This is a genomic window from Pseudomonas sp. WS 5021 (assembly GCF_012985535.1).
GTDB lineage: Bacteria > Pseudomonadota > Gammaproteobacteria > Pseudomonadales > Pseudomonadaceae > Aquipseudomonas.
The window spans coordinates 50,731-73,596 of sequence record NZ_JAAQWP010000009.1; the positions used below are offsets into that span (position 1 = coordinate 50,731).

A 22,866-nucleotide genomic window follows, 5' to 3' on the forward strand; every position below is an offset into this window, starting at 1 on the left:
ATGCGCCGTCTCACCGCACCCGGCTGGCCCGGTAACCTGCTGGCCGTGGTGGCCGGTGCTATCACCACCCTGGCGCTGGCGCCGTTCGATATCTGGCCGCTGGCACTGGTGGCGGTCGGGGTGTTCTATGCCGGAATGCGCCAACTGACACCACGCCAGGCCTTCGGGCGTGGCTGGTGCTTCGGTTTTGGCCTGTTTGGCGCGGGCACCAGCTGGATTTATTACAGCATCCACCACTTTGGTGGCGCTTCAGTGTTGCTGGCCGGGCTGTTGATGCTCGCCTTTACCGCCGCGATCGCGCTGTTCTTTGCCCTGCCTGCCTGGCTCTGGGCCCGCTGGCTGCGCCGTAACGAAGCGCCGCTGGCCGATGCCCTGGCGTTTGCCGCGCTGTGGGTGGGCCAGGAAGCATTTCGCGGCTGGTTCCTCACCGGCTTTCCCTGGCTGTACTCCGGTTATAGCCAGCTCGACGGCCCGCTGGCCGGGCTCGCGCCGCTGGGCGGGGTGTGGCTAATTTCGTTTGCCCTGGCCTTGAGCGCGGCGCTGATCGTCAACCTGCCGCGTTTGCTGGCAGCCAGGCGCAACGCGTTCATCGCCACGGGCCTGGTGCTGCTGGTTGCGCCCTGGGCGATTGGCCTGGCGCTCAAGCACCACGCCTGGACCAGCCCTGCCGGTGAACCGCTGACCGTCGCGGCGATCCAGGGCAATGTCGAGCAGAGCATGAAGTGGGATCCGGCGCAGCTCAATGAGCAACTGGCGCTGTACCGCGACATGAGTTTTGCCTCCAAGCGCGTGGACCTGCTGATCTGGCCGGAAACCGCCGTGCCGGTGCTCAAGGAGTCCGTCGAGGGCTACCTGGCAATGATGGGCAAGTTCGCCGCCGACCGGGATGCGGCGATGATCACCGGCGTGCCGATCCGCCAGGAAGTACGCCACGAAAAGCGCTATTTCAATGGCATCACCGTGGTTGGCCAGGGTGATGGCACCTATTTGAAGCAGAAACTGGTGCCCTTTGGCGAGTACGTGCCGCTGCAGGATGTGCTGCGCGGCCTGATTGCGTTCTTCGACCTGCCGATGTCGGACTTTGCCCGCGGGCCTGAGGACCAGGCCATGCTGCAAGCCAAGGGTTATCAGATCGCGCCGTATATCTGCTACGAAGTGGTCTACCCGGAGTTTGCCGCCGGCCTCGCCGCCCGCAGCGACTTGTTGCTGACCATCAGCAATGACACCTGGTTCGGCACCTCCATCGGCCCCTTGCAACACCTGCAAATGGCCCAGATGCGCGCCCTGGAAGCCGGCCGCTGGATGATTCGCGCGACCAACAACGGCGTGACCGGCCTGATCAACCCATTCGGGCAGATCACCGAGCAGATCCCGCAGTTCGAACGCGGCATTCTCTACGGCGAGGTCGTACCGATGCACAACCTGACGCCGTACCTGCAATGGCGTTCGTGGCCGCTAATCATCCTGTGCCTGGGGCTGTTTGGCTGGGCGCTGCTGGCCGGGCGCATGGCCAAGACCGTCTGACAGACATACAAGACCCAATGTGGGAGCGGGCTTGCCCGCGATGGCGGTATATCAGTCAGCATTTTTAGTGACCGACCCACCTCCATCGCGGGCAAGCCCGCTCCCACACAAGCCCCACATTTTGATTTGCGCCATCAACGATAGAACAGGCGGTAACCTACCTGCCCCACCGCCTCATTGATCAACTGCCCGCTCTGCCAGATCGACTTGAACTCCGGCATCCAGCCGCCCAGCGGCCGGGCATTGTCCACTCCCAGGAAGCCGACCGGCGCCGGCACCACGGTAAAGCCGGCCTTCTCGAAGCTCCACACGGAACGCGGCATATGCCAGGCCTGGGTCACGACTACCACGCGCTTGACGCCCTGGGGCAACAGGATCTCGGCGCTCATCTGCGCATTTTCCCAGGTGGTGCGGCTGCGCTCTTCCTTCCAGCGTACGGCCACACCAAAGTCTTGCTGCATCGACACCGCCATCAACTCTGCCTCGCTGGGCGGCGTGCCATAGTGCAGGCCGCCGGTGGTCAGCACCGGCAAGCCCGAGGCCTTGGCCAATCGCGCCGCGTAGCGCTGACGCTCCAGGCCCACGCCAGTCGGCTGATCAGCGCCCCAGGCCGGATCACCGCGCTCGCGGCCCGAGCCCAGCACCACAATGGCATCGGCCCGTTGTGCCAGGCTGGCCCAGTCGTCCAGGGCCAATGGCGGCTCGGTTTCCAGGGCACGCGCGCCCCACTCCACCATCACCGGCAGGCTGATCAGCCACATCCCGCCAAACCCCAGGGCAAAGCACACGCCAGCCAAGCGTGGGCGAGTGCGGCGAAACCACCAGGCAAGGGCCAGCAGCAGCAAGAGAATGCCGGGCGGCAGCAATAATTGTTTGATGAAATAACGAATAGGCATCGAGCATCTCCAAAGATGCCCGAAGCCTAAGGTGTAACGGGGTTTAGCGACAATCTTTACCAGCGGCGGATAACGCTGAGCAGGTTACTTGAATCGTACAGACCGCAGCTTTTCCGGGCCGCGGCCGGCCGACAAGTCCTTGAGCCATACCACCTTGGACGATCGCACCGCCTCCCTGGCTGGCACAGGAGCCACCCATTGGGGGATTGGGCGCGCGTTCAAGTCCAGGTAGGCCTTGATCACTTCAAACTCTGCAGGGCTCAAGCCTCGCAGTTCCAGCTCATCGGGCCGTTCGTCACGCAATCGGCCCGCGGTTCTTGCTGCGTCCAATGCTCGACCCAAGCGGTCGATCAGTCCTTCATACACTTCCGGTTTCGTTCTCATTCGCTGCGAATCAACCATCCCCTCACCTCATTAAAGATAAGTCTCACTCCCCAATAAACAGCGTAGCTGCGCTGACGCAACCAACCGCACGCCGCGACCAACGGCCTGCGCTGCGCAATCAGGGTTTCCCTCGATAGAGTGGGGTCATGTATGCTACGGCGCTTCCTGTAACTCCACTTCCCGCAGGGTTTGGGCACGGACGCGCCGCTTTTTGGTGTCGATCAACCCGGACAATGCACCGAAGAGGATTAGGCCACCCCTATTCAGTTCAAAAGTAGCCATGCACGAACAATATCAGCCCCGTGAAATAGAAAATGCCGCCCAAACTTTCTGGGATGAGCAAAAGTCCTTTGAAGTCAGTGAACAGCCAGGCAAGGAGACTTACTACTGCCTATCGATGTTCCCTTACCCCAGCGGCAAACTACACATGGGGCACGTGCGTAACTACACCATCGGCGACGTGATTTCCCGCTACCAGCGCATGCTCGGCAAAAACGTCCTGCAACCTATGGGTTGGGACGCCTTCGGCATGCCTGCGGAAAACGCCGCGATGAAAAACAACGTAGCGCCCGCCAAGTGGACCTACGAAAACATCGCCTACATGAAGACCCAGCTGCGCAGCCTGGGCCTGGCCGTGGACTGGTCGCGCGAAGTGACCACCTGCAAGCCGGACTACTACCGCTGGGAACAATGGCTGTTCACTCGCCTGTTCGAAAAAGGCGTGATCTACAAAAAAAGCGGCACCGTGAACTGGGATCCGGTCGACCAGACCGTCTTGGCCAACGAGCAGGTGATCGACGGTCGCGGCTGGCGTTCCGGCGCGCTGATCGAGAAGCGCGAAATCCCGATGTACTACTTCAAGATCACCGCCTATGCCGATGAGCTCTTGTCGAGCCTCGACGACCTGCCGGGCTGGCCTGAACAGGTCAAGACCATGCAGCGCAACTGGATCGGCAAGTCCAAGGGCATGGAAGTGCAGTTCCCGTACAACGTGGATTCCATAGGCGTTGCTGGCGCACTGAAAGTCTTCACCACCCGTCCAGACACCCTGATGGGCGCGACCTACGTCGCCGTGGCCGCCGAACACCCGCTGGCCACCCTGGCCGCAAAAAACAACCCTGAGTTGCAGGCCTTTATCGCCGAATGCAAAGGCGGCAGCGTGGCCGAAGCCGACGTCGCCACCCAGGAGAAAAAGGGCCTGCCGACCTCGCTGTTTGTCGAGCACCCGCTGACCGGCGAAAAACTGCCGGTATGGGTCGCCAACTATGTGCTGATGCACTACGGCGATGGCGCAGTAATGGCAGTGCCCGCCCACGACGAGCGCGATTTCGAATTCGCCACCAAGTACAACCTGCCGATCAAGTCCGTGGTGCGCACCAGCTCCGGTGAAACCAACCCGGCCCCGTGGCAGGACGCTTATAACGAACACGGCACCCTGATCAACTCCGGCGAGTTCGACGGCCTGGACTTCGCAGGCGCCTTCGACGCCATGGAAGTCGCCCTGATCAAGAAAAATCTCGGTGCCTCGCGCACCCAGTTCCGCCTGCGCGACTGGGGCATCAGCCGCCAGCGCTACTGGGGCTGCCCGATCCCGATCATCCACTGCGAAAGCTGTGGCGACGTACCGGTACCGGAAGACCAATTGCCGGTGGTACTGCCTGAAGACGTGGTGCCGGACGGCGCCGGTTCGCCATTGGCGCGCATGCCCGAGTTCTACGAGTGCAGTTGCCCGAAATGCGGCCAGCCTGCCAAGCGTGAAACCGACACCATGGACACCTTCGTCGAGTCCTCGTGGTACTACGCCCGCTACGCCTCGCCGCACTATGAAGGCGGCCTGGTGGAAAAATCTGCGGCCGACCACTGGTTGCCGGTGGACCAGTATATTGGTGGCATCGAACACGCGATCCTGCACCTGCTGTACGCACGCTTCTTCCACAAGCTGATGCGTGACGAAGGCCTGGTCAGCTCCGACGAGCCGTTCAAGAACCTGCTGACCCAGGGCATGGTGATCGCCGAGACTTACTATCGCCGCGAAGCCAATGGCGCCTACACCTGGTTCAACCCGGCGGACGTGGAGCTTGAGCGTGACAGCAAGGCCAAGGTGATCAGTGCCAAGTTGAAATCCGACGGCCTGCCGGTGGAAATCGGCGGCACCGAGAAGATGGCCAAGTCGAAGAACAACGGCGTCGACCCACAGTCGATGATCGACCAGTTCGGCGCCGACACCTGCCGCCTGTTCATGATGTTCGCCTCGCCGCCTGACATGAGCGCCGAATGGTCGGACTCCGGTGTCGAAGGTTCGCACCGTTTCCTCAAGCGCGTCTGGCGCCTGGCGCATGCCCATATCAGCCAGGGCTTGCCGGGCAAGCTGGACGTGGCGTCGTTGAGCGACGAGCAGAAGCTCATTCGCCGCAGCACCCACCTGGCCATCAAGCAAGCCAGCCAGGACGTGGGCCAGCACCACAAATTCAACACCGCCATCGCCCAGGTCATGACGCTGATGAACGTGCTGGAAAAAGCGCCACAGGCTACCGAACAGGACCGCGCACTGGTACAGGAAGGCCTGGAAACTGTCGTGTTGCTGCTGGCACCGATTACTCCGCACATCAGCCACGACCTGTGGAGCCAGTTGGGCCACAGCGGCGCGGTGATCGATGCTGCATGGCCGGTCGCGGATGACAGCGCCCTGGTACAGGACACGCTGCAACTGGTGATTCAGGTCAACGGCAAGCTGCGCGGCCAGATCGACATGCCTGCCAGCGCCAGCCGCGAAGAAGTCGAAGCCGCCGCGCGTAGCAACGAGAACGTGCTGCGCTTCACCGAAGGCCTGACGATCCGCAAAGTGATCGTGGTGCCCGGCAAATTGGTCAATATCGTCGCTAGCTAATCGGATCGGGCGCCAGGGCAAGAGCCCCGGCGCCGAACAAAACCTCCAGGGCCTCGATAAGGCCCACATGGTTTCAAGGGGAGCAACAAAATGATCAAACGCAACCTGCTGGTTATGGGCCTTGCCGTACTGCTGAGCGCTTGCGGCTTCCAGCTGCGCGGCACTGGCACCACGGAACTGGCGATCAAGGAACTGGATGTCAGCGCGCGCAACGCCTATGGCGAAACCGTGACCCAGCTGCGCCAAACCCTGGAAAACAGCGGCGTCAAAGTCTATAACGGTGCCGCTTACAAGCTGGTACTGATCGACGAGAAAGAGACCCAGCGTAACCTCAGCTACGCCAGTGCCGGCCGGTCTTCGGACATCGAGTTGAGCAGCGTGCTCATGTTCCAGATCCAGGGCCACGACCAGTTGCCGCTGATCAGCGACAAGCTGCAAGTGCAGAAAGTCGTGACGCATGACGGCAACAACCTGGTGGGCTCCGACACGGAGGTCAATCAGGTGCGCAATGAAATGCGCCGTGACCTGGTCCAGCGTATGGTCCTGCGCCTGCAAATGATCAGCCCGGCCCAGCTCGACGCTCTGCAACAGACTGCCGACGCCAAGGCCAAGGCAGATGCCGAGGCGCTGAAAGCCGCGCAGGACTACGAAAACAGCATTCCCAAGCAATCGCCTGTTGAAGTCCCTGCCGAGTAAACCAGGCGGGGCGCGTCATGCGCCCCGTCCATCCAGCCTATGAAACTCGCCCCCGCCCAACTCGCCAAACACCTGCAAGGCAACCTCGCGCCTGTGTACATCGTCAGTGGCGATGATCCGCTGTTGTGCCAGGAAGCTGCCGACACCATCCGCCAGGCTGCGCGCCAGCAAGGCTTTGATGAGCGCCAGGTGTTCAGCGCCGATGCCAGCTTCGACTGGGGCACCCTGCTCCAGGCCGGGGCGAGCATGTCGCTGTTTGCCGAAAAACGCCTGCTGGAGCTGCGTCTGCCCTCGGGCAAGCCCGGCGACAAAGGCGCGGCGGCCCTGATGGAATATTGCGCCCGCCCCGCCGAGGACACGCTGTTGCTGATCAGCCTGCCCAAGCTCGATGGCAGTGCGCAGAAGACCAAATGGGGTAAGGCCCTGGTGGAAGGGGCGCAAACCCAGTTCATCCAGATCTGGCCAGTCGACAGCAATCAGTTGCCACAATGGATTCGCCAACGCCTGTCCCAAGCCGGGTTGTCTGCCAGCCAGGACGCGGTCGAGTTGATCGCCGCCCGGGTTGAAGGCAACTTGCTGGCCGCCGCCCAGGAAATCGAAAAGCTCAAGCTGATGGCCGAAGGTGGCCAGATCACCGTCGAGACAGTGCAAGGCGCGGTGGCCGACAGCGCGCGTTTTGACGTGTTCGGGCTGGTGGATGCGATCCTCAATGGCGACGCGGCCCATGCCTTGCGCATGCTCGAAGGGCTGCGCGGTGAAGGGGTCGAGCCGCCGGTGATTCTCTGGGCCCTGGCGCGGGAGTTGCGCTTGCTGGCCAATATCGCCCTGCAATACAGCCAGGGTACGCCGCTGGACAAGGCTTTCAGCCAAGCCCGCCCGCCGGTATGGGACAAGCGCAAGCCCCTGATGAGCAAGGCCCTGCAACGGCACTCGGCGCAACGCTGGGCGCAACTGTTGCTCGAAGCCCAGCGCATCGATGCGCAGATCAAGGGCCAGGCGGCTGGGTCACCGTGGATGAGCTTGAGCCGTTTGTCGCTGCTGATGTCCGGCCAGCGCCTGGCACTGCCAGCCGAATAGCACGCTCGCCCAAACACCACAAAACTATTGTGGGAGCTGGCTTGCCTGCGATGCAGGCACCTCGGTGGGTCAGTCATAGCGTGGTGATGCCATCGCAGGCAAGCCAGCGCCTACAGTTTTGATCGCCGCCGTATTCAGTTTTTGATATTTCCCTCATCGCGCCGGGCTGGACAGCAGCCAAACTTCGGCAGATGATTCGCACCGCATCCCCCACCCCATCGGAGAGTCCCGATTATGAGCAAAAAGCCATCCAAGCATGGCCCCAACAAGGCCAAATCCATCATCGCCCAGCCGTTGTTCCGCAGTCGCCAGGAACCCGCCGGCAAAGGCAAAGGCAGCTACCGCCGCGAAGCCTTCCAGTCTAATAGCTGGGAGGCTTCTTACTTTCTGGCTGCCTGAAGGCAAGCGCCCCTCTGGCATGATAAGGTCTGCACCTGATTCGTATTTCCTGGACCTGTGCATGCCCTCTAGTCTTTCCCGTCGTTGGCACCTTCGCCAATTGATTGCTGCCTCCAGCCTGATCCTGTTAGTCGCCTGCGCCGAAAAACCCACCGCCGCCGACGCTCAGCCCCTGCCCACGCTCCAGACCGCACCGGTTGCCGCACCCGCCGTAGTTGCGCCCCTGGCCGTGAGCAATCTCGATATCCAGCCGACCCAGACCTTTGCCCAATGGCAGGCAGGTTTTCGCGTCGAAGCGCTGAAAGCCGGTATCACCCCTGCAGTATTCGACACGGCCTTCGCCAACGTCACCCCTGACATGGCGGTCATCCGTGCCGACCGCAGCCAACCGGAGTTTTCCCGCCCGGTATGGGAATACCTCAACGGCGCCCTGTCGCCGCTGCGTGTGCGCAACGGCCAGGCCCTGCTGGTCAAGCACGCCGATATCCTGCAAAGCATTGAGCAGCGCTACGGTGTCGATCGCCAGGTACTGGTCTCGGTGTGGGGCATGGAAAGCAACTTCGGTTCGTTCCAGGGCAATAACTCGGTGATCCGCTCCCTGGCGACCCTGGCCTACGAAGGCCGTCGCCCGGCATTCGCCCAGGCGCAGTTGCTGGCTGCGCTGCAAATCATCCAGCACGGTGATATCCCGGCCGAGCAAATGCGCGGTTCCTGGGCCGGTGCCATGGGCCAGACCCAATTCATACCGACCACCTACAACACCCACGCGGTGGACTTCGATGGCGACGGTCGCCGCGACATCTGGAACAGCTCGGCCGACGCCCTCGCCTCCACCGCGCACTACCTGCAAAGCTCGGGCTGGCAGAAAGGCCAACCGTGGGGCTTTGAGGTGCGGCAATTGCCGGCGAACTTCGACTATGCCCTGGCGGATGGTGCAGTGCGCAAGCCGGTCGGCGAGTGGATGAAACTCGGCCTGCAGGTGCCGGCCGGGGCCAGCGTGCCACCCAACGTAGAAACGCTATCGGCCGCCCTGCTGCTGCCGGCCGGCCATCGTGGCCCGGCGTTCCTGGTGCTGGATAACTTCCGCGCAATCCTCAAGTACAACAACTCGTCGTCCTACGCCCTGGCGGTCGGCCTGTTGTCCGAGCGCTTTGGCGGTGGTGGGGTGATTCGCGGGGATTGGCCAACGGACGAACTGCCGCTGACCCGCTCCCAGCGTATCGAATTGCAGACGGTGTTGAGTGCCAAGGGCTATGAGGCTGGCAACCCGGACGGGATTATCGGCGCCAATACGCGCAAGGCGATTCGGGCGGCGCAGCAGTCGTTGGGCTGGCCGGCGGATGGGTATCCGACAGTGAAGTTGTTGGAGTCGTTGCGTAGCCGCTAGATCGGCGTAGGGCGACTGCCGCTCCCACATTTGGAATGCAATTCCCTGTGGGAGCCAGCTTGCTCGCGATAGCGTGCTGACAGGCGGCAAAACACTCAGAGCCTACACACCACATCCTGCTCCAGCACCAGCCGCTGTTCCCCCGCATCCAGGCGCACCACCGCACCCATCGGCAAGGTCAGGTTCGGGTCGCAATGACCACTGCGCCAGCCGGACAGGACCGGGATGCACAACGGCTCGAAGGTCTGCTTCAACAACCGCTCCAGCGCCACACTATCCACCCCCGCCACATCCCCCACCAGCACACCGCGCACCTGCGCCAGCTTGCCCGCCAGGCGCAAGTGCGTCAGCAGGCGGTCGATGCGGTAGATCGGCTCGTTGACGTCCTCGATAAACAGAATGATGCCGTCGGCATCAAGCTCAAAGGGCGTGCCCATCACGGCCGCGATCATCGACAGGTTGCCCCCCAACAGGCGCCCACAGGCGATGCCAGGCTCAACGGTGGTCAACGGGTACGCCACTGGGTGCGCCAGCACACTGCCAGCGCCCAGCCGCCCACGCAGCAGGCTGAACAGTGATGATTCGGTGGGTTGTTGCTTGTCACCGAGCAGGTCGGCATTCAGCATCGGGCCGTGGAAAGTCACGAAGCCGGCGTAGCGACTGATCGCCAAGTGCAGCGCGGTGATATCGCTGTAGCCGACGAAGGGCTTGGGATTGGCCGCCAGCAGCGCGAAATCCACGCTGTCGAGCAAGCGTGGGGTGCCGTAGCCGCCGCGCAGGCAGAAGATGGCGTCGATCTCGGGGTCGGCAAAGGCCGCATGCAGGTCACGCAGGCGGACTTTATCGCTGCCGGCCAAGTAGCCATCGCGCTCATACACCCCCGAGAAGATCCGCAGCTCGTAGCCACGGGCGCGCATCCATTGCCCGGCCTTTTCAACATCCAGCGCGGCGGGACCGGCGGGAGCGATGAGGCCGATCACGCCTTCGGCGCGCAGGGCGGGTACGGCGGTGGCAAGCGGGTCAGTCATCCTTGGTTCTCCCTATTCTGTACAGCGCAACGAACTGTGGGAGCGGGCTTGCCCGCGATGCAGACGCCTCGGTGTATCAGTTGCACCGAGGCGATGCTATCGCGGGCAAGCCCGCTCCCACACAAGCCAGCTCCATACACACCCATCCAGACCGATGGATCGGCGCCAAGGCTTAGGAAACCAGGCTAGCCTTGACCAGCTTGGCCTGCTCGTCGGCGTGGTACGACGAACGCACCAGCGGGCCCGACGCGACGTTCTTGAAGCCCATCTTGTAACCTTCTTCGGCAAACCAGGCAAAGGTGTCCGGGTGCACGAAACGCTGCACCGGCAAGTGGCTGCGCGACGGTTGCAGATACTGACCGAGGGTCAGCATGTCGATGTCGTGTTCGCGCATGCGCTTCATGACTTCGATGACTTCTTCGTCGGTTTCGCCCAGGCCCAGCATCAGGCCGGACTTGGTCGGGATGTGCGGCATCATCTGCTTGAATTTCTGCAGCAGGGTCAGCGACCACTGGTAGTCCGAACCCGGGCGCGCGGCCTTGTACAGGCGTGGCACGGTTTCCAGGTTGTGGTTGAACACATCTGGCGGCTCGGCGGCGGTGATTTCCAGGGCGACGTCCATGCGGCCACGGTAGTCCGGGACCAGGGTCTCGAGCATCACATTCGGCGACAATTTGCGGATTTCACGGATGCAGTCGGCAAAGTGCTGGGCACCGCCGTCGCGCAGGTCATCGCGGTCTACCGAGGTGATCACCACATACTTGAGTTTCAGGTCGGCAATGGCGATGGCCAGGCTTTCTGGCTCGTTGACGTCCAGTGGCTTGGGCCGGCCATGGCCAACGTCGCAGAACGGGCAGCGACGGGTGCAGATGTCACCCATGATCATGAAGGTCGCGGTGCCGCCAGAGAAGCACTCGCCCAGGTTCGGGCAGGAGGCTTCTTCGCACACGCTGTGCAGTTTGTGTTTGCGCAGCAGCGCCTTGATACGGTCGACTTCCGGCGAGACCGGGATGCGCACACGGATCCAGTCGGGCTTTTTCGGCAGTTCGGTGGTCGGAATGATCTTCACCGGGATGCGTGCAACCTTCTCGGCGCCGCGCAGCTTGACGCCGGCTTCCACCTTGGCACGCGGAGCCGGGGCCGGACGGTCGGTAATGTCCAGCGTCGGGATCATGGTTTGCACAACATCAGTAGTCATATCAGTCGATTCCGCCCGTCAGGGTCGTCTGCTCAGCATAGTCGAGGTGTTTGACGAGCTGCGCGCGCAGCCGGGCACTTACCTCGGCAAATTCTATGGGTGTTGCGTGATCGCTCAACTGGGTCATGGCCAAACCGGCGTAACCACAGGGATTGATCCGGAGAAACGGCGCCAGGTCCATGTCCACGTTCAGGGCCAGGCCATGAAAGGAACAGCCATGACGAATACGCAGGCCCAGGGAGGCGATTTTCGCGCCGTTGACATACACACCTGGAGCATCGGGCTTGGCCGCGGCAGTCACACCGTAACTGGCCAGCAGCTCGACCAGGCAGTTCTCCATGCGACTGACCAGCTCACGCACGCCATAACCCAGCTTGCGCACATCCAGCAGCAAGTAAGCCACCAGTTGTCCGGGCCCATGGTAAGTCACTTGACCACCCCGGTCGACCTGCACCACCGCAATATCACCCGGAAGTAGTAGATGCTCGGCCTTGCCAGCCTGGCCCTGGGTGAATACCGGCGGGTGCTCCACCAGCCAGATTTCGTCGGGAGCCGAGCTGCCGCGCTCATTGGTAAAGCGCTGCATGGCGTGCCAGACAGGCTCGTACGCCATCTGGCCGAGCTCGCGAAAGCCCAGGACCTGTGACATCACAACACCATATGTACGAAACCGGTGGCTCGCAGTTCGCTGTTGATGTCGTAAAGCTGGTCTTGACCGGTCGCAACGATGTGCAACTGGATCGTGGTGTACTTACCGTTGGTGCTCAAGCGCTCATCCACACGGTTGTCGTTGATCGTTGCGTGTTTACGCATGATCTCGAGGATCTTGTCTTTGTTGCCCACGCCGGTATCGCTGATCACCTTGACGGGATAGTCCGTCACCGGGAATTCGATCTTTGGCGCCTTTACTTCTTTATCGGTCATGGCGTAACGGCCTCGTAAGCGGTAAGCCGTGGCGACGAGCAAAGCCCCGCGTCGGATCAACGCAGGGCTTTGCGGGTGCACACAATCAGTTGAACAAGCCGTAGAAGAATAGACGGATGCTATCCCACACGCGGCGGAAGATACCACCTTCCTCAACGGCGTCGAGTGCGATCAGATCGGCGCTGTGTACGACTTTGTCGTCCAGCTTCACTTCGACTTTACCGATCACATCGCCCTTGGCGATAGGCGCGGTCAGTTGTGGGTTCATGGTCATGCTGGCAGCCAGTTTCTTCAGCTGGCCTTTAGGCATGGTCAGGGTCAGGTCGTCAGCCAGGCCGGCCTTGACTTGACGCTCGGTGCCTTTCCACACAGGAGCCTGGGCCAGCTCAGCGCCCTTCTGGTAGAAGGTCTGGGTTTCGAAGAAGCGGAAACCGTAGGTCAGCAGCTTCTGGGTTTCAGCCGCACGGGCCTGCTCGCTGTTGGTGCCGAACACCACGGCGATCAAGCGTTGGCCATCACGCACAGCCGAAGACACCATGCAGTAGCCGGCCTCGTCGGTGTGGCCGGTTTTCAGGCCATCGACGGTCTTGTCGCGCCACAGCAACAGGTTGCGGTTAGGCTGCTTGATGTTGTTCCAGAAGAACTCTTTCTGGGAGTAGATGGCGTAGTGCACCGGGTCGACACGAATGATCGCGCGGGCCAGGATCGCCATGTCATGGGCCGACGAGTAGTGGTCTGGGTTTGGCAGGCCGGTCGGGTTCATGAAGTGGCTGTTGGTCATGCCCAGGTCAGTCACGGTTTTGTTCATCATGTCGGCGAATGCATCTTCGCTGCCGGCAATATGCTCGGCCAGGGCGACGCTGGCGTCGTTACCGGACTGGATGATGATGCCGTGCAGCAGGTCGCTGACAGTCACCTGGGAGCCGACCTTGATGAACATCCGCGAACCGCCGGTACGCCAGGCGTTTTCGCTGACGGTCACCGGATCGTTTTCACCGATCTGGCCGCGACGGATTTCCAGGGTCGCGATGTAGGCGGTCATCAGCTTGGTCAGGCTGGCCGGCGGCAGGCGCTGGTCACCGTTGTTTTCGACCAGCACGTTGCCGCTTGCGGCATCCATGAGCACGTAGGACTTGGCAGCCAGTTGCGGTGGCGCTGGCATCATTTCGACGGCCCAGGCAGCGGGCGCGATGATCAGCGGGACAAGCAGGCACAGGCGTTTGGCTAAGGTGGTGATGTTCATCCGTCTCTCGAAATTGCTTATGGAAACTTGCCCTCGCGGGCAAAACTATTCAGACAGCCCGTTGCCAGGCTGTCGCGTATTCAGTTGCCAGCTCAACCCTTGCCTTCGGGTTTTTATTATTCGACGAGCCTGCAACCAGGGCCCCGGCACGCAAACGCGCCAGCACCCCAGATCCGCTACTGCTTATTCGGCGCTGACCACGCTGGGCTGACCCAGGTTGGCCAGTCGCACGCTGTTCTGCACCTGGGCAATCTCGCCCGCCGAGCCGATGGGGCCCAGGCGTACCCGGTGCAGGGTCTGCTGGTTACGCACGATGGAGCTGATAAACACTGGCGCGCTGACCATCCCGCTGAGCTTGGACCTTAACAGTTCTGCCGCATCCGGGTTGGCGAAAGCGCCGACTTGCAGGTACTGCCCGCCCGCTGCATTGCCCGGCGCCGCCTGTGGCACCGCCACGACTGGCGCGGCGTGCTGCTGGGGCGGCGGCGTCCACTGCTCGACCTTGCCCGCCGAAGCGGTGATCTGCGGTTGTGCGCTTTGTGGTTCGTTGAGCATCAATGGCGCTGGCTTGCCGCGCTGGGCCCAGTACTGGGCCGGATCGATGCCTTCGACCTTGACCCGCGCCGTGCCGGATTCGGCATAGCCGAGTTTTTTCGCGGCAGCGTAGGACAAGTCGATGATTCGGTCGGAGTAGAACGGCCCACGGTCGTTGACCCGCAGGATTACCACGCGGTTGTTGTCCAGGTTGGTCACCCGTACGTAGGCCGGCAGCGGCAGGGTCTTGTGCGCCGCGCTCATGCCATACAGGTCATACACTTCGCCGTTGGCGGTGTTCTGGCCGTGGAACTTGGTGCCGTACCAGGATGCGGTGCCCGACTGCACGTAGTTCTTGGACTCTTGCAGCGGGAAGTAGGTCTTGCCCAGCACCGTGTAGGGGTTGGCTTTATAGTTGCCGGTATGCAGGGTCGGCGTGGCATCCGGGATGCGCGAGACATCGACGTCCCACCACGGCGCGCCGTCCTTGTGGGCCCGGTTGATATCCAGCCCCGGCTGCGCGCGGACTACCGGGCCACTGGCCTTCTGCGCCGGCGCGCGGCTGGTGGAGCAACTGACAACCAGCAAGGACAATGCGGCCAGCGCCACCAGCTTGAGCGGTTTATTGATCGGCGATACCCGCATTACTTGACGCCCCGTGCTTGAACCAGCATGTCTGACAGCTGATGCACGGCCATGGCGTACATCACACTGCGGTTATAACGCGTGATTGCGTAAAAATTCTTCAGGCCCATCCAGTACTCCGGGCCGTCTGCACCTTCCAGGCGGAAGGCAGTAACCGGCATATCATCGCGCAGCGCATCATGACTTGACCAGCCCAGCGCCCGCAACTCCCCGACGGTTTTCACCGGCTCGATCCCCTGGGTCAGGCCTTCATCGGCGCGATCGCCCGTGACATCGGCGCGGATCACCACCGGCTCGCCAGCCACCCAGCCATGACGCTTGAAGTAGCTGGCAACGCTGCCGATGGCATCATCGGGGTTGCTCCAGATGTTGATATGGCCATCACCGTCAAAATCCACGGCGTAGGCACGAAAGCTGCTGGGCATGAACTGCGGCAGGCCCATGGCCCCGGCGTAGGAGCCTTTGAGGGTCAGCGGGTCGACCTGCTCTTCACGGGCCAGCAGCAGGAACTCACGCAGTTCCTTGCGGAAGAATTCGGCGCGGGGCGGGTAATCGAAGCCCAGGGTCGACAAGGCGTCGATCACCCGGTAACTGCCGGTGTTGCGCCCGTAAAAGGTTTCAACGCCGATGATCGAGACGATCACCTGGGCCGGTACGCCATATTCCTGCTCGGCACGGGCCAGCACGGCCTCGTGCTGCCGCCAGAAATCCACACCCCGCGCCACCCGGGCGTCGGTGAGGAACATCGGGCGATAGTCCTTCCACTGCTTGACGCGTTCGGCGGGGCGGGAAATGGCGTCGAGTATCGCCTGCTTGCGCTGCGCCTCGCGGAACACGCCCATCAGTTGTTCGCCGGCGAAACCATAGTCACGCGTCATCTCACCGACAAATTCGGCGACCTGGGGCGAGCCGTCGTAATCGCCGGCCAGGGCTGGCTGTGCAGCGCCAAAGGCGCCCAACAAGCCCAGGCAGGACGCATATCGAGCAGCCCAGCCGCGCATTACTTGCATTGACATCTTCACCTTATTCAAACCTGTGCGATCCACTTGCGATGGGTATGGATCGACATCAAAACCCCAAACGCTGACAGTAATGTCACCAGCGAAGTTCCGCCGTAGCTAATGAACGGCAACGGCACCCCAACCACCGGCAGCAGGCCACTGACCATACCGATGTTGACGAAAACGTAAACAAAAAAAGTCATTGTCAGCGCACCGGCGAGCAATTTGCCGAACAACGTCTGCGCTTGCGCGGTAATCACCAGGCCACGCCCGATCAACAGCAAGTAGATCAGCAGCAGTGCGCAAATGCCCACCAGGCCGAACTCCTCGCCCATCACCGCGATGATAAAGTCGGTGTGGCTTTCCGGCAGGAAGTCCAGGTGCGACTGGGTGCCCAGCAACCAGCCCTTGCCAAACACGCCGCCGGAACCGATGGCCGCCTTGGACTGGATGATGTTCCAACCGGTGCCCAACGGATCGCTCTCGGGATCGAGGAAGGTCAAGACCCGCTGCTTCTGATAATCGTGCATGAAGAAGAACCACATGGCGACGGCCACCGGCACGGCTGCCACCAGCACGCTGATGATCCAGCGCCAGCGCAGGCCGCCCATGAACAGCACGAACGCACCGCCGGCGAGAATCAGCAGGCCGGTGCCGAGGTCGGGCTGGCGCACGATCAGGATGAACGGAATGCCGATCAGGATCAGGCTGATGCCTACGTGCTTGAGCTGGGGCGGCAAGGTGCGCTTGGCCAGGTACCAGGCGATGGTCGCCGGCATCAAAATCTTCATGAATTCCGACGGCTGGAAGCGAATCACCCCCGGGATATTGATCCAGCGGGTGGCGCCCATGGCGTTATGCCCCATGACGTCCACCACCACCAGCAGCAGCACGCCTGCGACGTATCCAAGCGGCACCCAGCGCGCCATGAAACGCGGCTCCAGCTGGGCAATGACCACCATCGACAACAGGCCCAGGCCGAACGACGACGCTTGCTTGATCAGCAGGTCCCAGTTCTTGCCACTGGCCGAATACAGTACGAACAGGCTGCCGGCCGCCAGGGTCAGCAGCAGGATCAGCAACGGGCCATCAATGTGCATGCGCTGCAACAAGGTGGCGCGGCGACGCATCACATCCTCACTGGAGAGAATGCGGTCGAAATTACTCTTCACGGGCCGTAGCCTCCGCGCTTGAAGGGTTGGCAAACTCAGGCCTGAGTTTGCCGTCCTGGTCCAGCAACCAGGCGTCCATGATCTGGCGCACCACCGGGGCGGCCACGCCGGAACCGGACTCGCCGTTCTCGACCATCACCGCCACGGTGATTTTCGGGTTGTCGGCCGGGGCAAAACCGACAAACAAGGCGTGGTCGCGATGGCGTTCCTGAACCTTGGAGCGGTCGTATTTCTCGCCCTGCTTGATCGCCACTACCTGGGCGGTACCGCTCTTGCCGGCGATCCGGTATTGCGCGCCAGCAGCGGCCTTGCGCGCAGTACCGCGCGCGCCGTGCATCACTTGCTGCATACCATGGTTGACCTTGGTCCAGTCGGAAGAATCACGCAGGACGATGTCCGGGATCGGGTTTTCATCCACCGGTTTCTCACCCTCGATAGTCTTGGCCAGGTGCGGGCGGATCCACTTGCCCTTGCTGGCGACCAGCGCCGTAGCCTGGGCCAGCTGCAAGGGCGTGGCCTGCATATAGCCCTGGCCGATCCCCAGGATCAGGGTTTCCCCCGGGAACCAGGCCTGGCGCCGGGTAGCACGCTTCCACTCGCGGGAAGGCATCAAGCCAGGGGATTCTTCAAACATGTCCAGGGACACTTTCTGACCGAGGCCGAACTTGCCCATGTAGGTCGATAAACGATCGATCCCCAGCTTGTGGGCCAGGTCATAGAAGTAGGTGTCGTTGGATCGCATGATCGCCGTATCCAGGTCCACATAGCCGTCACCGGTGCGGTTCCAGTTACGGTACTTGTGATCGTAGTTGGGCAACATGTAGTAACCCGGGTCGAAAACCCGGCTGGAAGCAGTGACAACCCCCGCATCCAGGCCGGCAATCGCCACCGCCGGCTTGATGGTCGAGCCTGGCGGATACAGGCCGCGCAGCACCCGGTTGAACAACGGCCGGTCGATGGAATCGCGCAGCTCGGCATAGGCCTTGAAGCTGATCCCGGTGACAAACAGGTTGGGGTCGAAACTCGGCTGGCTGACCATCGCCAGCACCTCGCCGGTGTTCGGATCCAGCGCCACCACCGCGCCACGACGGCCACCGAGGGCCATTTCCGCGGCCTCCTGCAGCTTGATATCCAGGCTCAGGACAATGTCTTTGCCGGGAATCGGGTCGGTGCGCTTGAGCACCCGCAGCACACGGCCACGGGCGTTGGTCTCGACCTCCTCGTAACCCACCTGGCCGTGCAGTTCCGGCTCGTAGAAACGCTCGATGCCGGTCTTGCCGATATGGTGGGTGCCGCTGTAATTGACCGGATCGAGGGTTTTCAGCTCTTTTTCGTTGATCCGCCCCATATAACCGACCGAGTGGGCAAAGTGCGCCCCTTGCGGGTAATGGCGCACCAGCTGCGCCACCACTTCCACCCCCGGCAGACGGAACTGGTTCACCGCGATCCTGGCGATCTGCTCTTCGGTCAGCTCAAACAGGATCGGCACCGGTTCAAACGGGCGCCGCCCCTGCTTCATGCGCTTCTCGAAGATCACCCGGTCTTCCGGCGTCAGTTGCAGCACCTCGACAATCACATCGAGGACCTGCTGCCAGTCACCGGAACGTTCGCGGGTCATGCTCAGGCTGAAACTGGGCCGGTTATCGGCGATCACCACACCATTGCGGTCGAAAATCAGGCCACGGGTCGGCGGAATCGGCTGCACATGCACCCGGTTGTTTTCCGACAACGTGGAGTGATACTCGTACTGGATCACCTGTAGGTAATACAGGCGGGCGATCAACACACACATCAACGCCACCACCGCGATCGCGCCAAAGATCACGCGCGCGCGTACAAGACGTGCGTCTTTCTCGTGGTCCTTGATGCGGATCGGCTGGGTCATCAGGCAGGGCGCAGACTATTTGTGGTAAGGGTGCCCGGACAGGACTGTCCAGGCGCGATACAGCTGTTCACCAATCAGAATCCGCACCAGCGGATGGGGCAACGTCAGGGGCGACAGCGACCAGCGCTGATCGGCCCGCGCGCAGACTTCCGGCGCCAGCCCCTCGGGGCCGCCGACCATGAAGTTGACCGTGCGCGAATCCAAGCGCCAGCGATCCAGTTCCACCGCCAACTGCTCGGTGCTCCAGGGTTTGCCGTGCACCTCAAGGGTGACGATGCGCTCGTTGGCACCGACCTTGGCCAGCATCGCCTCGCCCTCCTGACGGATAAAGCGCGCCACATCGGCGTTCTTGCCCCGGGTGTTGAGGGGTATTTCCACCAGCTCCAGCGCCAATTCGGATGGCAGACGCTTGGCATATTCATGCCAGCCTTCTTCCACCCACTTGGGCATGCGTGAACCGACAGCAATCAGACGCAGGCGCACAGCCGTTCCTTATTCCTGGTCTTTGTTGAGCTTGTCGAAGTGCGCGTGACCGACTTCAGGGCTGTGGTGCTTGCCATCGGCGGCACGGCTCTGCTCGGCGCCTTTCCACAGGCGCTCCAGGTCGTAGAACTGGCGAGCGTTGCTGGTCATCATGTGGACGATCACGGTGTCCAGGTCAGCCAGCACCCAGTCGCTGTCGCCCTTGCCTTCTTCACCCAGTGGCTTGACGCCCTGGGCTTTGACGGCTTCGCGCACCTTGTCCAGCATCGCGCCGATCTGGCGGTTGGAGGTACCGGTGGCGATGATCATGAAGTCGGTGATGCTTTGCTTGTCGCGCACGTCCAGGACCTGGATGTCCTGGGCCTTCACGTCTTCCAGGGCGGCTACAGCCAGCGCTACCAGCGCTTCGCCTTCTGGAGCCGGGACCAGCAGGGCTTCTACCGGCAACGGTGCGCTCTTGAACGTGCCTTTGCGCTTAACTTTGCTTACGTCTTTGTTCGTCATATAAAACTCGTTTTGCTCATTAGTTCGGGCGCTTCAATACACGACTATTCGTGCCTTCAAGCGCGCCTTTTCAGTTCGACGCACGGTAAAGCCCGTGCGCATCGATGTAGGCCAGGACCGCGTCAGGCACCAGGAAACGTACCGACTTACCGCTGGCCAGCAGTTGACGGATCTGGGTGGCGGACACCGCAAGCGGGGTCTGCCAGACGAATGCAATATTCCCGCTCGGCCCGGTCAGGGCCTGTGGGTCACTTACCGACCGCGCTGCCAGCAGGTTGCGCAAGGCATCCGGCGGTTCGCTGTCGGCATCCGGGCGTTGCAAAACCAGGATGTGGCAATGCTGGAGCAACTCTTCCCAGCGATGCCAAGTGGGCAGTGCGCAAAATGCGTCCCAGCCCAAAAGCAGAAACAACTGGTCATCGGCGGCCAACTCGGCCCGCGTCTGTTCCAGGGTGTCGATAGTGTAGGACGGTTTATCGCGCTTGAGCTCGCGGTCGTCCACCACCAGCGGGGCAATCCCGGCCACCGCGCACTGCACCATCGCCAGGCGCTCCTGCGCGCTGACCTGCGGCGTGTCCCGATGCGGCGGCCGGGCATTGGGGATCAGCCGCAGCTCTTGCAGCCCGAGGGTATCCGCCACTTCCAGGGCACTGCGCAGATGGCCGATGTGCACGGGGTCGAAGGTACCGCCGAGCAGCCCGATGCGTTTACCCATCAAGTGCGCACATGACCGTCTCCAAAGACCACGTACTTCTCACTCGTCAGGCCTTCCAGGCCAACCGGGCCACGGGCATGCAGCTTATCAGTGGAAATCCCGATCTCCGCCCCCAGGCCGTACTCGAAGCCGTCGGCAAAACGCGTCGAGGCGTTGATCATCACCGAAGCAGAGTCCACTTCGGTGAGAAAACGCCGGGCATCGCTGAAATGCTCGGAAACAATGGCGTCGGTATGCTTGGAGCCGTAGGTATTGATGTGCTCGATGGCCTGGTCCAGGTCATCGACGATACGAATCGACAGGATCGGCGCCGTGTATTCGGTGTACCAGTCCTGCTCGGTGGCTTCGATCACGTCGCTGCCCAGCAATGCCCGGGTACGCTCGCAACCCCGCAGCTCCACGCCCTTGTCACGGTAGATTGCAGCCAGCGGCGGCAACACGCGCTCGGCAATGCCGGCGTGGACCAACAGGGTTTCCATGGTGTTGCACGGCGCGTAGCGGTGGGTCTTGGCGTTATCGGCAATGCGGATCGCCTTGTCGAGATCGGCCGCCACGTCGATAAATACATGGCAGACGCCATCCAGGTGCTTGATAACTGGCACCTTGGCATCACGGCTGACACGTTCGATCAGGCTCTTGCCGCCGCGCGGCACGATCACGTCGACATATTCCGGCATGGTGATCAGCGCCCCGACTGCGGCGCGGTCGGTGGTTTCCACCACTTGCACCACTTCAGCCGGCAACTCGGCCACGGCCAGGCCTTGCTGGATGCAGGCGGCGATGGCGCGGTTGGAATGGATGGCTTCGGAGCCGCCACGCAGGATGGTGGCGTTGCCGGACTTCAGGCACAGGCTCGCGGCGTCGATGGTCACGTTGGGACGCGACTCATAGATGATGCCGATCACGCCCAGGGGCACGCGCATCTTGCCGACCTGGATACCTGAAGGCAGGTAGCGCATATCGCGGATTTCACCGATGGGGTCAGGCAGCTTGGCTACCTGGCGCAGGCCTTCGATCATGTCGTCGATACGTGCCGGCGTCAGCGCCAGGCGATCCAGCAATGCCGGCTCCAGACCATTGGCCCGGCCGTTGGCCAGGTCCAGCTCGTTGGCGGCGGTCAGCTCGGAGCGCGCGGCATCCAGAGCGTCGGCGGCGGCCAGCAGGGCACGGTTCTTCTGCGCGGTGCTCGCACGGGCGATCAACCGCGAGGCCTGACGGGCAGCGCGACCCAGGCGGGTCATGTAGTCAAGAACGGACTCAGTCATGGTCTGGTGGGGTCTTGGCAAAGAGGAAAGCGGCAGATTATAGCTGTCGCGCCGTCCTACGGACAGCGGTGAGGGGCGGATGGTCGAAATGAACTGTAAAAACTCGACGTTCAGCGGTGATTAAGGCTGAAGTTGATATCATCCTGTCACATTTGGCCTGTGCAACCGTCCATCGTCATGTCCAATTCCCCCCCCAAGATCCCCGCCAACCCCCTGCCTGATGGCTTTTTCGACCGCGACGCGCAAACGCTCGCGAAAGATTTGCTGGGCAAAGTCATCCGCCATCGGGTCGGCGATTTGTGGCTGTCGGCGCGAATTATTGAAACCGAAGCCTATTACCTGGCCGAAAAAGGCAGTCATGCGTCCTTAGGCTACACAGAAAAGCGTAAGGCTTTGTTTCTGGATGGCGGCCACATCTATATGTACTACGCCCGCGGCGGCGACTCCCTGAACTTCAGCGCGCAGGGGCCGGGCAACGCTGTGCTGATCAAGTCGGCTTACCCCTGGGTAGATGACGTTTCGGGACCTGCCAGCCTGGCGCAAATGCTCCTCAACAACCCCGACGCCAACGGCCGCCCGCGCCCGGCCCACAAGCTCTGCGCCGGACAAACCCTGCTGTGCAAGGCCCTGGATTTGAAGGTGCCGATGTGGGACGCCAAGCGCTTCGACCAGGAGCAGCTGTACGTCGAAGATGTGGGCGTGGCGCCCGCGCAAATTATCCAGACCACCCGCCTGGGCATTCCCGGTGGGCGGGATGAACACTTGATGTATCGCTTCGTCGATGCTGGCTTCGCGCCCTATTGCACACGGAACCCGTTGCGACGCGGTCAGGTCGAAGGCCGCGATTACGTTTTGATTTGAAATATGCCCTGCAGGAATGGGCTTATGTGGGAGCGGGCTTGCTCGCGATAGCATCACCTCGGTCTGTCAGTCATACCGAGTCGCCTGCATCGCGAGCAAGCCCGCTCCCACACAAGCTCGCTCCTACAGAGGGACATCACCACTGATGGAGAAGATTG

General features: G+C 62.0%; 22 protein-coding genes. 7 read left to right on the forward strand and 15 right to left on the reverse strand.

All coding sequences use genetic code 11. The features are described from left to right. Positions 1–1,524 carry an apolipoprotein N-acyltransferase gene (gene lnt / locus HBO19_RS24135; protein ID WP_169951191.1) on the forward strand — a complete coding sequence of 508 codons (1,524 nt, stop codon included), beginning with the start codon at positions 1–3 and terminating at the stop codon, positions 1,522–1,524. A gap of 134 nt (positions 1,525–1,658) precedes the next feature. On the opposite strand, the gene HBO19_RS24140 is transcribed toward lnt, so the two are convergent. Together HBO19_RS24140 and HBO19_RS24145 are read right to left on the reverse strand one after the other, a co-directional pair. Then, positions 1,659–2,420, reverse strand: coding sequence for a YdcF family protein (locus HBO19_RS24140; protein ID WP_169951193.1), 762 nt, complete (start codon positions 2,418–2,420; stop codon positions 1,659–1,661). Between the two features lie 84 nt (positions 2,421–2,504). Next, a complete protein-coding gene (locus HBO19_RS24145; protein WP_169951196.1) occupies positions 2,505–2,822 on the reverse strand; it encodes a hypothetical protein in 318 nt (105 codons plus the stop codon). 262 nt (positions 2,823–3,084) lie between these two features. Between HBO19_RS24145 and leuS the strand changes: the two genes are divergently transcribed. The 5 genes from leuS (at position 3,085) to HBO19_RS24170 (ending at position 9,250) form a co-directional block, all read left to right on the forward strand. Next, positions 3,085–5,691, forward strand: a complete 2,607-nt coding sequence (gene leuS, locus HBO19_RS24150; RefSeq protein ID WP_169951198.1) for a leucine--tRNA ligase — start codon at positions 3,085–3,087, stop codon at positions 5,689–5,691. Positions 5,692–5,781: 90 nt separating this feature from the next. After that, the gene (gene lptE, locus HBO19_RS24155) at positions 5,782–6,387 is read left to right on the forward strand and encodes an LPS assembly lipoprotein LptE (RefSeq protein ID WP_057960695.1); all 606 of its coding nucleotides are present in this window, start codon (positions 5,782–5,784) and stop codon (positions 6,385–6,387) included. A gap of 39 nt (positions 6,388–6,426) precedes the next feature. Further along, on the forward strand, positions 6,427–7,464 hold the full coding sequence (gene holA / locus HBO19_RS24160; protein WP_169951200.1) for a DNA polymerase III subunit delta: 1,038 nt from the start codon (positions 6,427–6,429) through the stop codon (positions 7,462–7,464). A 234-nt stretch (positions 7,465–7,698) separates the two neighbouring features. After that, entirely contained in the window at positions 7,699–7,863 is a 165-nt protein-coding gene (gene arfA / locus HBO19_RS24165) for an alternative ribosome rescue factor ArfA (RefSeq protein WP_056744572.1), read from the forward strand. Positions 7,864–7,924: 61 nt separating this feature from the next. Then, positions 7,925–9,250: a lytic murein transglycosylase gene (locus tag HBO19_RS24170; RefSeq protein WP_169951202.1), complete on the forward strand. Its 1,326-nt coding sequence runs from the start codon at positions 7,925–7,927 to the stop codon at positions 9,248–9,250. Between the two features lie 95 nt (positions 9,251–9,345). On the opposite strand, the gene HBO19_RS24175 is transcribed toward HBO19_RS24170, so the two are convergent. The 13 genes from HBO19_RS24175 to HBO19_RS24235 form a co-directional block, all read right to left on the reverse strand. Further along, on the reverse strand, positions 9,346–10,278 hold the full coding sequence (locus HBO19_RS24175; RefSeq protein ID WP_170041673.1) for an LD-carboxypeptidase: 933 nt from the start codon (positions 10,276–10,278) through the stop codon (positions 9,346–9,348). Between the two features lie 172 nt (positions 10,279–10,450). Next, positions 10,451–11,452 carry a lipoyl synthase gene (gene lipA, locus HBO19_RS24180; protein WP_162237654.1) on the reverse strand — a complete coding sequence of 334 codons (1,002 nt, stop codon included), beginning with the start codon at positions 11,450–11,452 and terminating at the stop codon, positions 10,451–10,453. A gap of 25 nt (positions 11,453–11,477) precedes the next feature. Then, a complete protein-coding gene (gene lipB / locus HBO19_RS24185) occupies positions 11,478–12,125 on the reverse strand; it encodes a lipoyl(octanoyl) transferase LipB (RefSeq protein ID WP_170058466.1) in 648 nt (215 codons plus the stop codon). Beyond that, positions 12,125–12,400, reverse strand: a complete 276-nt coding sequence (locus tag HBO19_RS24190; protein WP_029292256.1) for a DUF493 domain-containing protein — start codon at positions 12,398–12,400, stop codon at positions 12,125–12,127. Before HBO19_RS24190 ends, lipB begins: the two co-directional genes overlap by 1 nt. 85 nt (positions 12,401–12,485) lie before the next feature. After that, positions 12,486–13,643, reverse strand: coding sequence for a D-alanyl-D-alanine carboxypeptidase family protein (locus HBO19_RS24195; RefSeq protein ID WP_029292257.1), 1,158 nt, complete (start codon positions 13,641–13,643; stop codon positions 12,486–12,488). Positions 13,644–13,826: 183 nt separating this feature from the next. Beyond that, entirely contained in the window at positions 13,827–14,822 is a 996-nt protein-coding gene (locus HBO19_RS24200) for a septal ring lytic transglycosylase RlpA family protein (protein ID WP_170058467.1), read from the reverse strand. Beyond that, entirely contained in the window at positions 14,822–15,832 is a 1,011-nt protein-coding gene (gene mltB, locus HBO19_RS24205; RefSeq protein WP_170058468.1) for a lytic murein transglycosylase B, read from the reverse strand. Before mltB ends, HBO19_RS24200 begins: the two co-directional genes overlap by 1 nt. Positions 15,833–15,849: 17 nt before the next feature. Beyond that, entirely contained in the window at positions 15,850–16,953 is a 1,104-nt protein-coding gene (gene rodA / locus HBO19_RS24210) for a rod shape-determining protein RodA (RefSeq protein ID WP_169951409.1), read from the reverse strand. A gap of 31 nt (positions 16,954–16,984) precedes the next feature. Further along, positions 16,985–18,880, reverse strand: coding sequence for a penicillin-binding protein 2 (mrdA, locus tag HBO19_RS24215; RefSeq protein ID WP_169951222.1), 1,896 nt, complete (start codon positions 18,878–18,880; stop codon positions 16,985–16,987). A gap of 15 nt (positions 18,881–18,895) precedes the next feature. Then, positions 18,896–19,363, reverse strand: coding sequence for a 23S rRNA (pseudouridine(1915)-N(3))-methyltransferase RlmH (gene rlmH / locus HBO19_RS24220; protein ID WP_029292262.1), 468 nt, complete (start codon positions 19,361–19,363; stop codon positions 18,896–18,898). Between the two features lie 9 nt (positions 19,364–19,372). Then, positions 19,373–19,867 (reverse strand): ribosome silencing factor, encoded by a 495-nt coding sequence (rsfS, locus tag HBO19_RS24225; protein WP_032861691.1) that lies wholly within the window; start codon positions 19,865–19,867, stop codon positions 19,373–19,375. A 70-nt stretch (positions 19,868–19,937) separates the two neighbouring features. Further along, on the reverse strand, positions 19,938–20,582 hold the full coding sequence (nadD, locus tag HBO19_RS24230) for a nicotinate-nucleotide adenylyltransferase (protein WP_169866005.1): 645 nt from the start codon (positions 20,580–20,582) through the stop codon (positions 19,938–19,940). Continuing rightward, positions 20,582–21,847: a glutamate-5-semialdehyde dehydrogenase gene (locus tag HBO19_RS24235; RefSeq protein WP_169951224.1), complete on the reverse strand. Its 1,266-nt coding sequence runs from the start codon at positions 21,845–21,847 to the stop codon at positions 20,582–20,584. The genes nadD and HBO19_RS24235 overlap by 1 nt, the downstream gene beginning before the upstream one ends. A 177-nt stretch (positions 21,848–22,024) precedes the next feature. Here HBO19_RS24235 and HBO19_RS24240 point away from each other — a divergent pair, with 177 nt between their 5' ends. Next, the gene (locus HBO19_RS24240) at positions 22,025–22,708 is read left to right on the forward strand and encodes a DNA-3-methyladenine glycosylase (protein WP_170058469.1); all 684 of its coding nucleotides are present in this window, start codon (positions 22,025–22,027) and stop codon (positions 22,706–22,708) included. The last annotated feature ends 158 nt before the right edge of the window (positions 22,709–22,866 follow it).

Coding starts and splice junctions, on each gene's coding strand:
- HBO19_RS24200 (WP_170058467.1), bottom strand. CDS start 14,822: ATGCGGGTATCGCCGATCAATAAACCGCTCAAGCTGGTGGCGCTGGCC.
- HBO19_RS24240 (WP_170058469.1), top strand. CDS start 22,025: ATGTCCAATTCCCCCCCCAAGATCCCCGCCAACCCCCTGCCTGATGGC.
- HBO19_RS24175 (WP_170041673.1), bottom strand. CDS start 10,278: ATGACTGACCCGCTTGCCACCGCCGTACCCGCCCTGCGCGCCGAAGGC.
- lipA (WP_162237654.1), bottom strand. CDS start 11,452: ATGATCCCGACGCTGGACATTACCGACCGTCCGGCCCCGGCTCCGCGT.
- lptE (WP_057960695.1), top strand. CDS start 5,782: ATGATCAAACGCAACCTGCTGGTTATGGGCCTTGCCGTACTGCTGAGC.
- rodA (WP_169951409.1), bottom strand. CDS start 16,953: ATGCGTCGCCGCGCCACCTTGTTGCAGCGCATGCACATTGATGGCCCG.
- HBO19_RS24235 (WP_169951224.1), bottom strand. CDS start 21,847: ATGACTGAGTCCGTTCTTGACTACATGACCCGCCTGGGTCGCGCTGCC.
- nadD (WP_169866005.1), bottom strand. CDS start 20,582: ATGGGTAAACGCATCGGGCTGCTCGGCGGTACCTTCGACCCCGTGCAC.
- mltB (WP_170058468.1), bottom strand. CDS start 15,832: ATGCAAGTAATGCGCGGCTGGGCTGCTCGATATGCGTCCTGCCTGGGC.
- leuS (WP_169951198.1), top strand. CDS start 3,085: ATGCACGAACAATATCAGCCCCGTGAAATAGAAAATGCCGCCCAAACT.
- HBO19_RS24170 (WP_169951202.1), top strand. CDS start 7,925: ATGCCCTCTAGTCTTTCCCGTCGTTGGCACCTTCGCCAATTGATTGCT.
- HBO19_RS24140 (WP_169951193.1), bottom strand. CDS start 2,420: ATGCCTATTCGTTATTTCATCAAACAATTATTGCTGCCGCCCGGCATT.
- HBO19_RS24145 (WP_169951196.1), bottom strand. CDS start 2,822: ATGGTTGATTCGCAGCGAATGAGAACGAAACCGGAAGTGTATGAAGGA.
- mrdA (WP_169951222.1), bottom strand. CDS start 18,880: ATGACCCAGCCGATCCGCATCAAGGACCACGAGAAAGACGCACGTCTT.
- rsfS (WP_032861691.1), bottom strand. CDS start 19,867: ATGACGAACAAAGACGTAAGCAAAGTTAAGCGCAAAGGCACGTTCAAG.
- lnt (WP_169951191.1), top strand. CDS start 1: ATGCGCCGTCTCACCGCACCCGGCTGGCCCGGTAACCTGCTGGCCGTG.
- holA (WP_169951200.1), top strand. CDS start 6,427: ATGAAACTCGCCCCCGCCCAACTCGCCAAACACCTGCAAGGCAACCTC.
- lipB (WP_170058466.1), bottom strand. CDS start 12,125: ATGTCACAGGTCCTGGGCTTTCGCGAGCTCGGCCAGATGGCGTACGAG.
- HBO19_RS24195 (WP_029292257.1), bottom strand. CDS start 13,643: ATGAACATCACCACCTTAGCCAAACGCCTGTGCCTGCTTGTCCCGCTG.
- arfA (WP_056744572.1), top strand. CDS start 7,699: ATGAGCAAAAAGCCATCCAAGCATGGCCCCAACAAGGCCAAATCCATC.
- HBO19_RS24190 (WP_029292256.1), bottom strand. CDS start 12,400: ATGACCGATAAAGAAGTAAAGGCGCCAAAGATCGAATTCCCGGTGACG.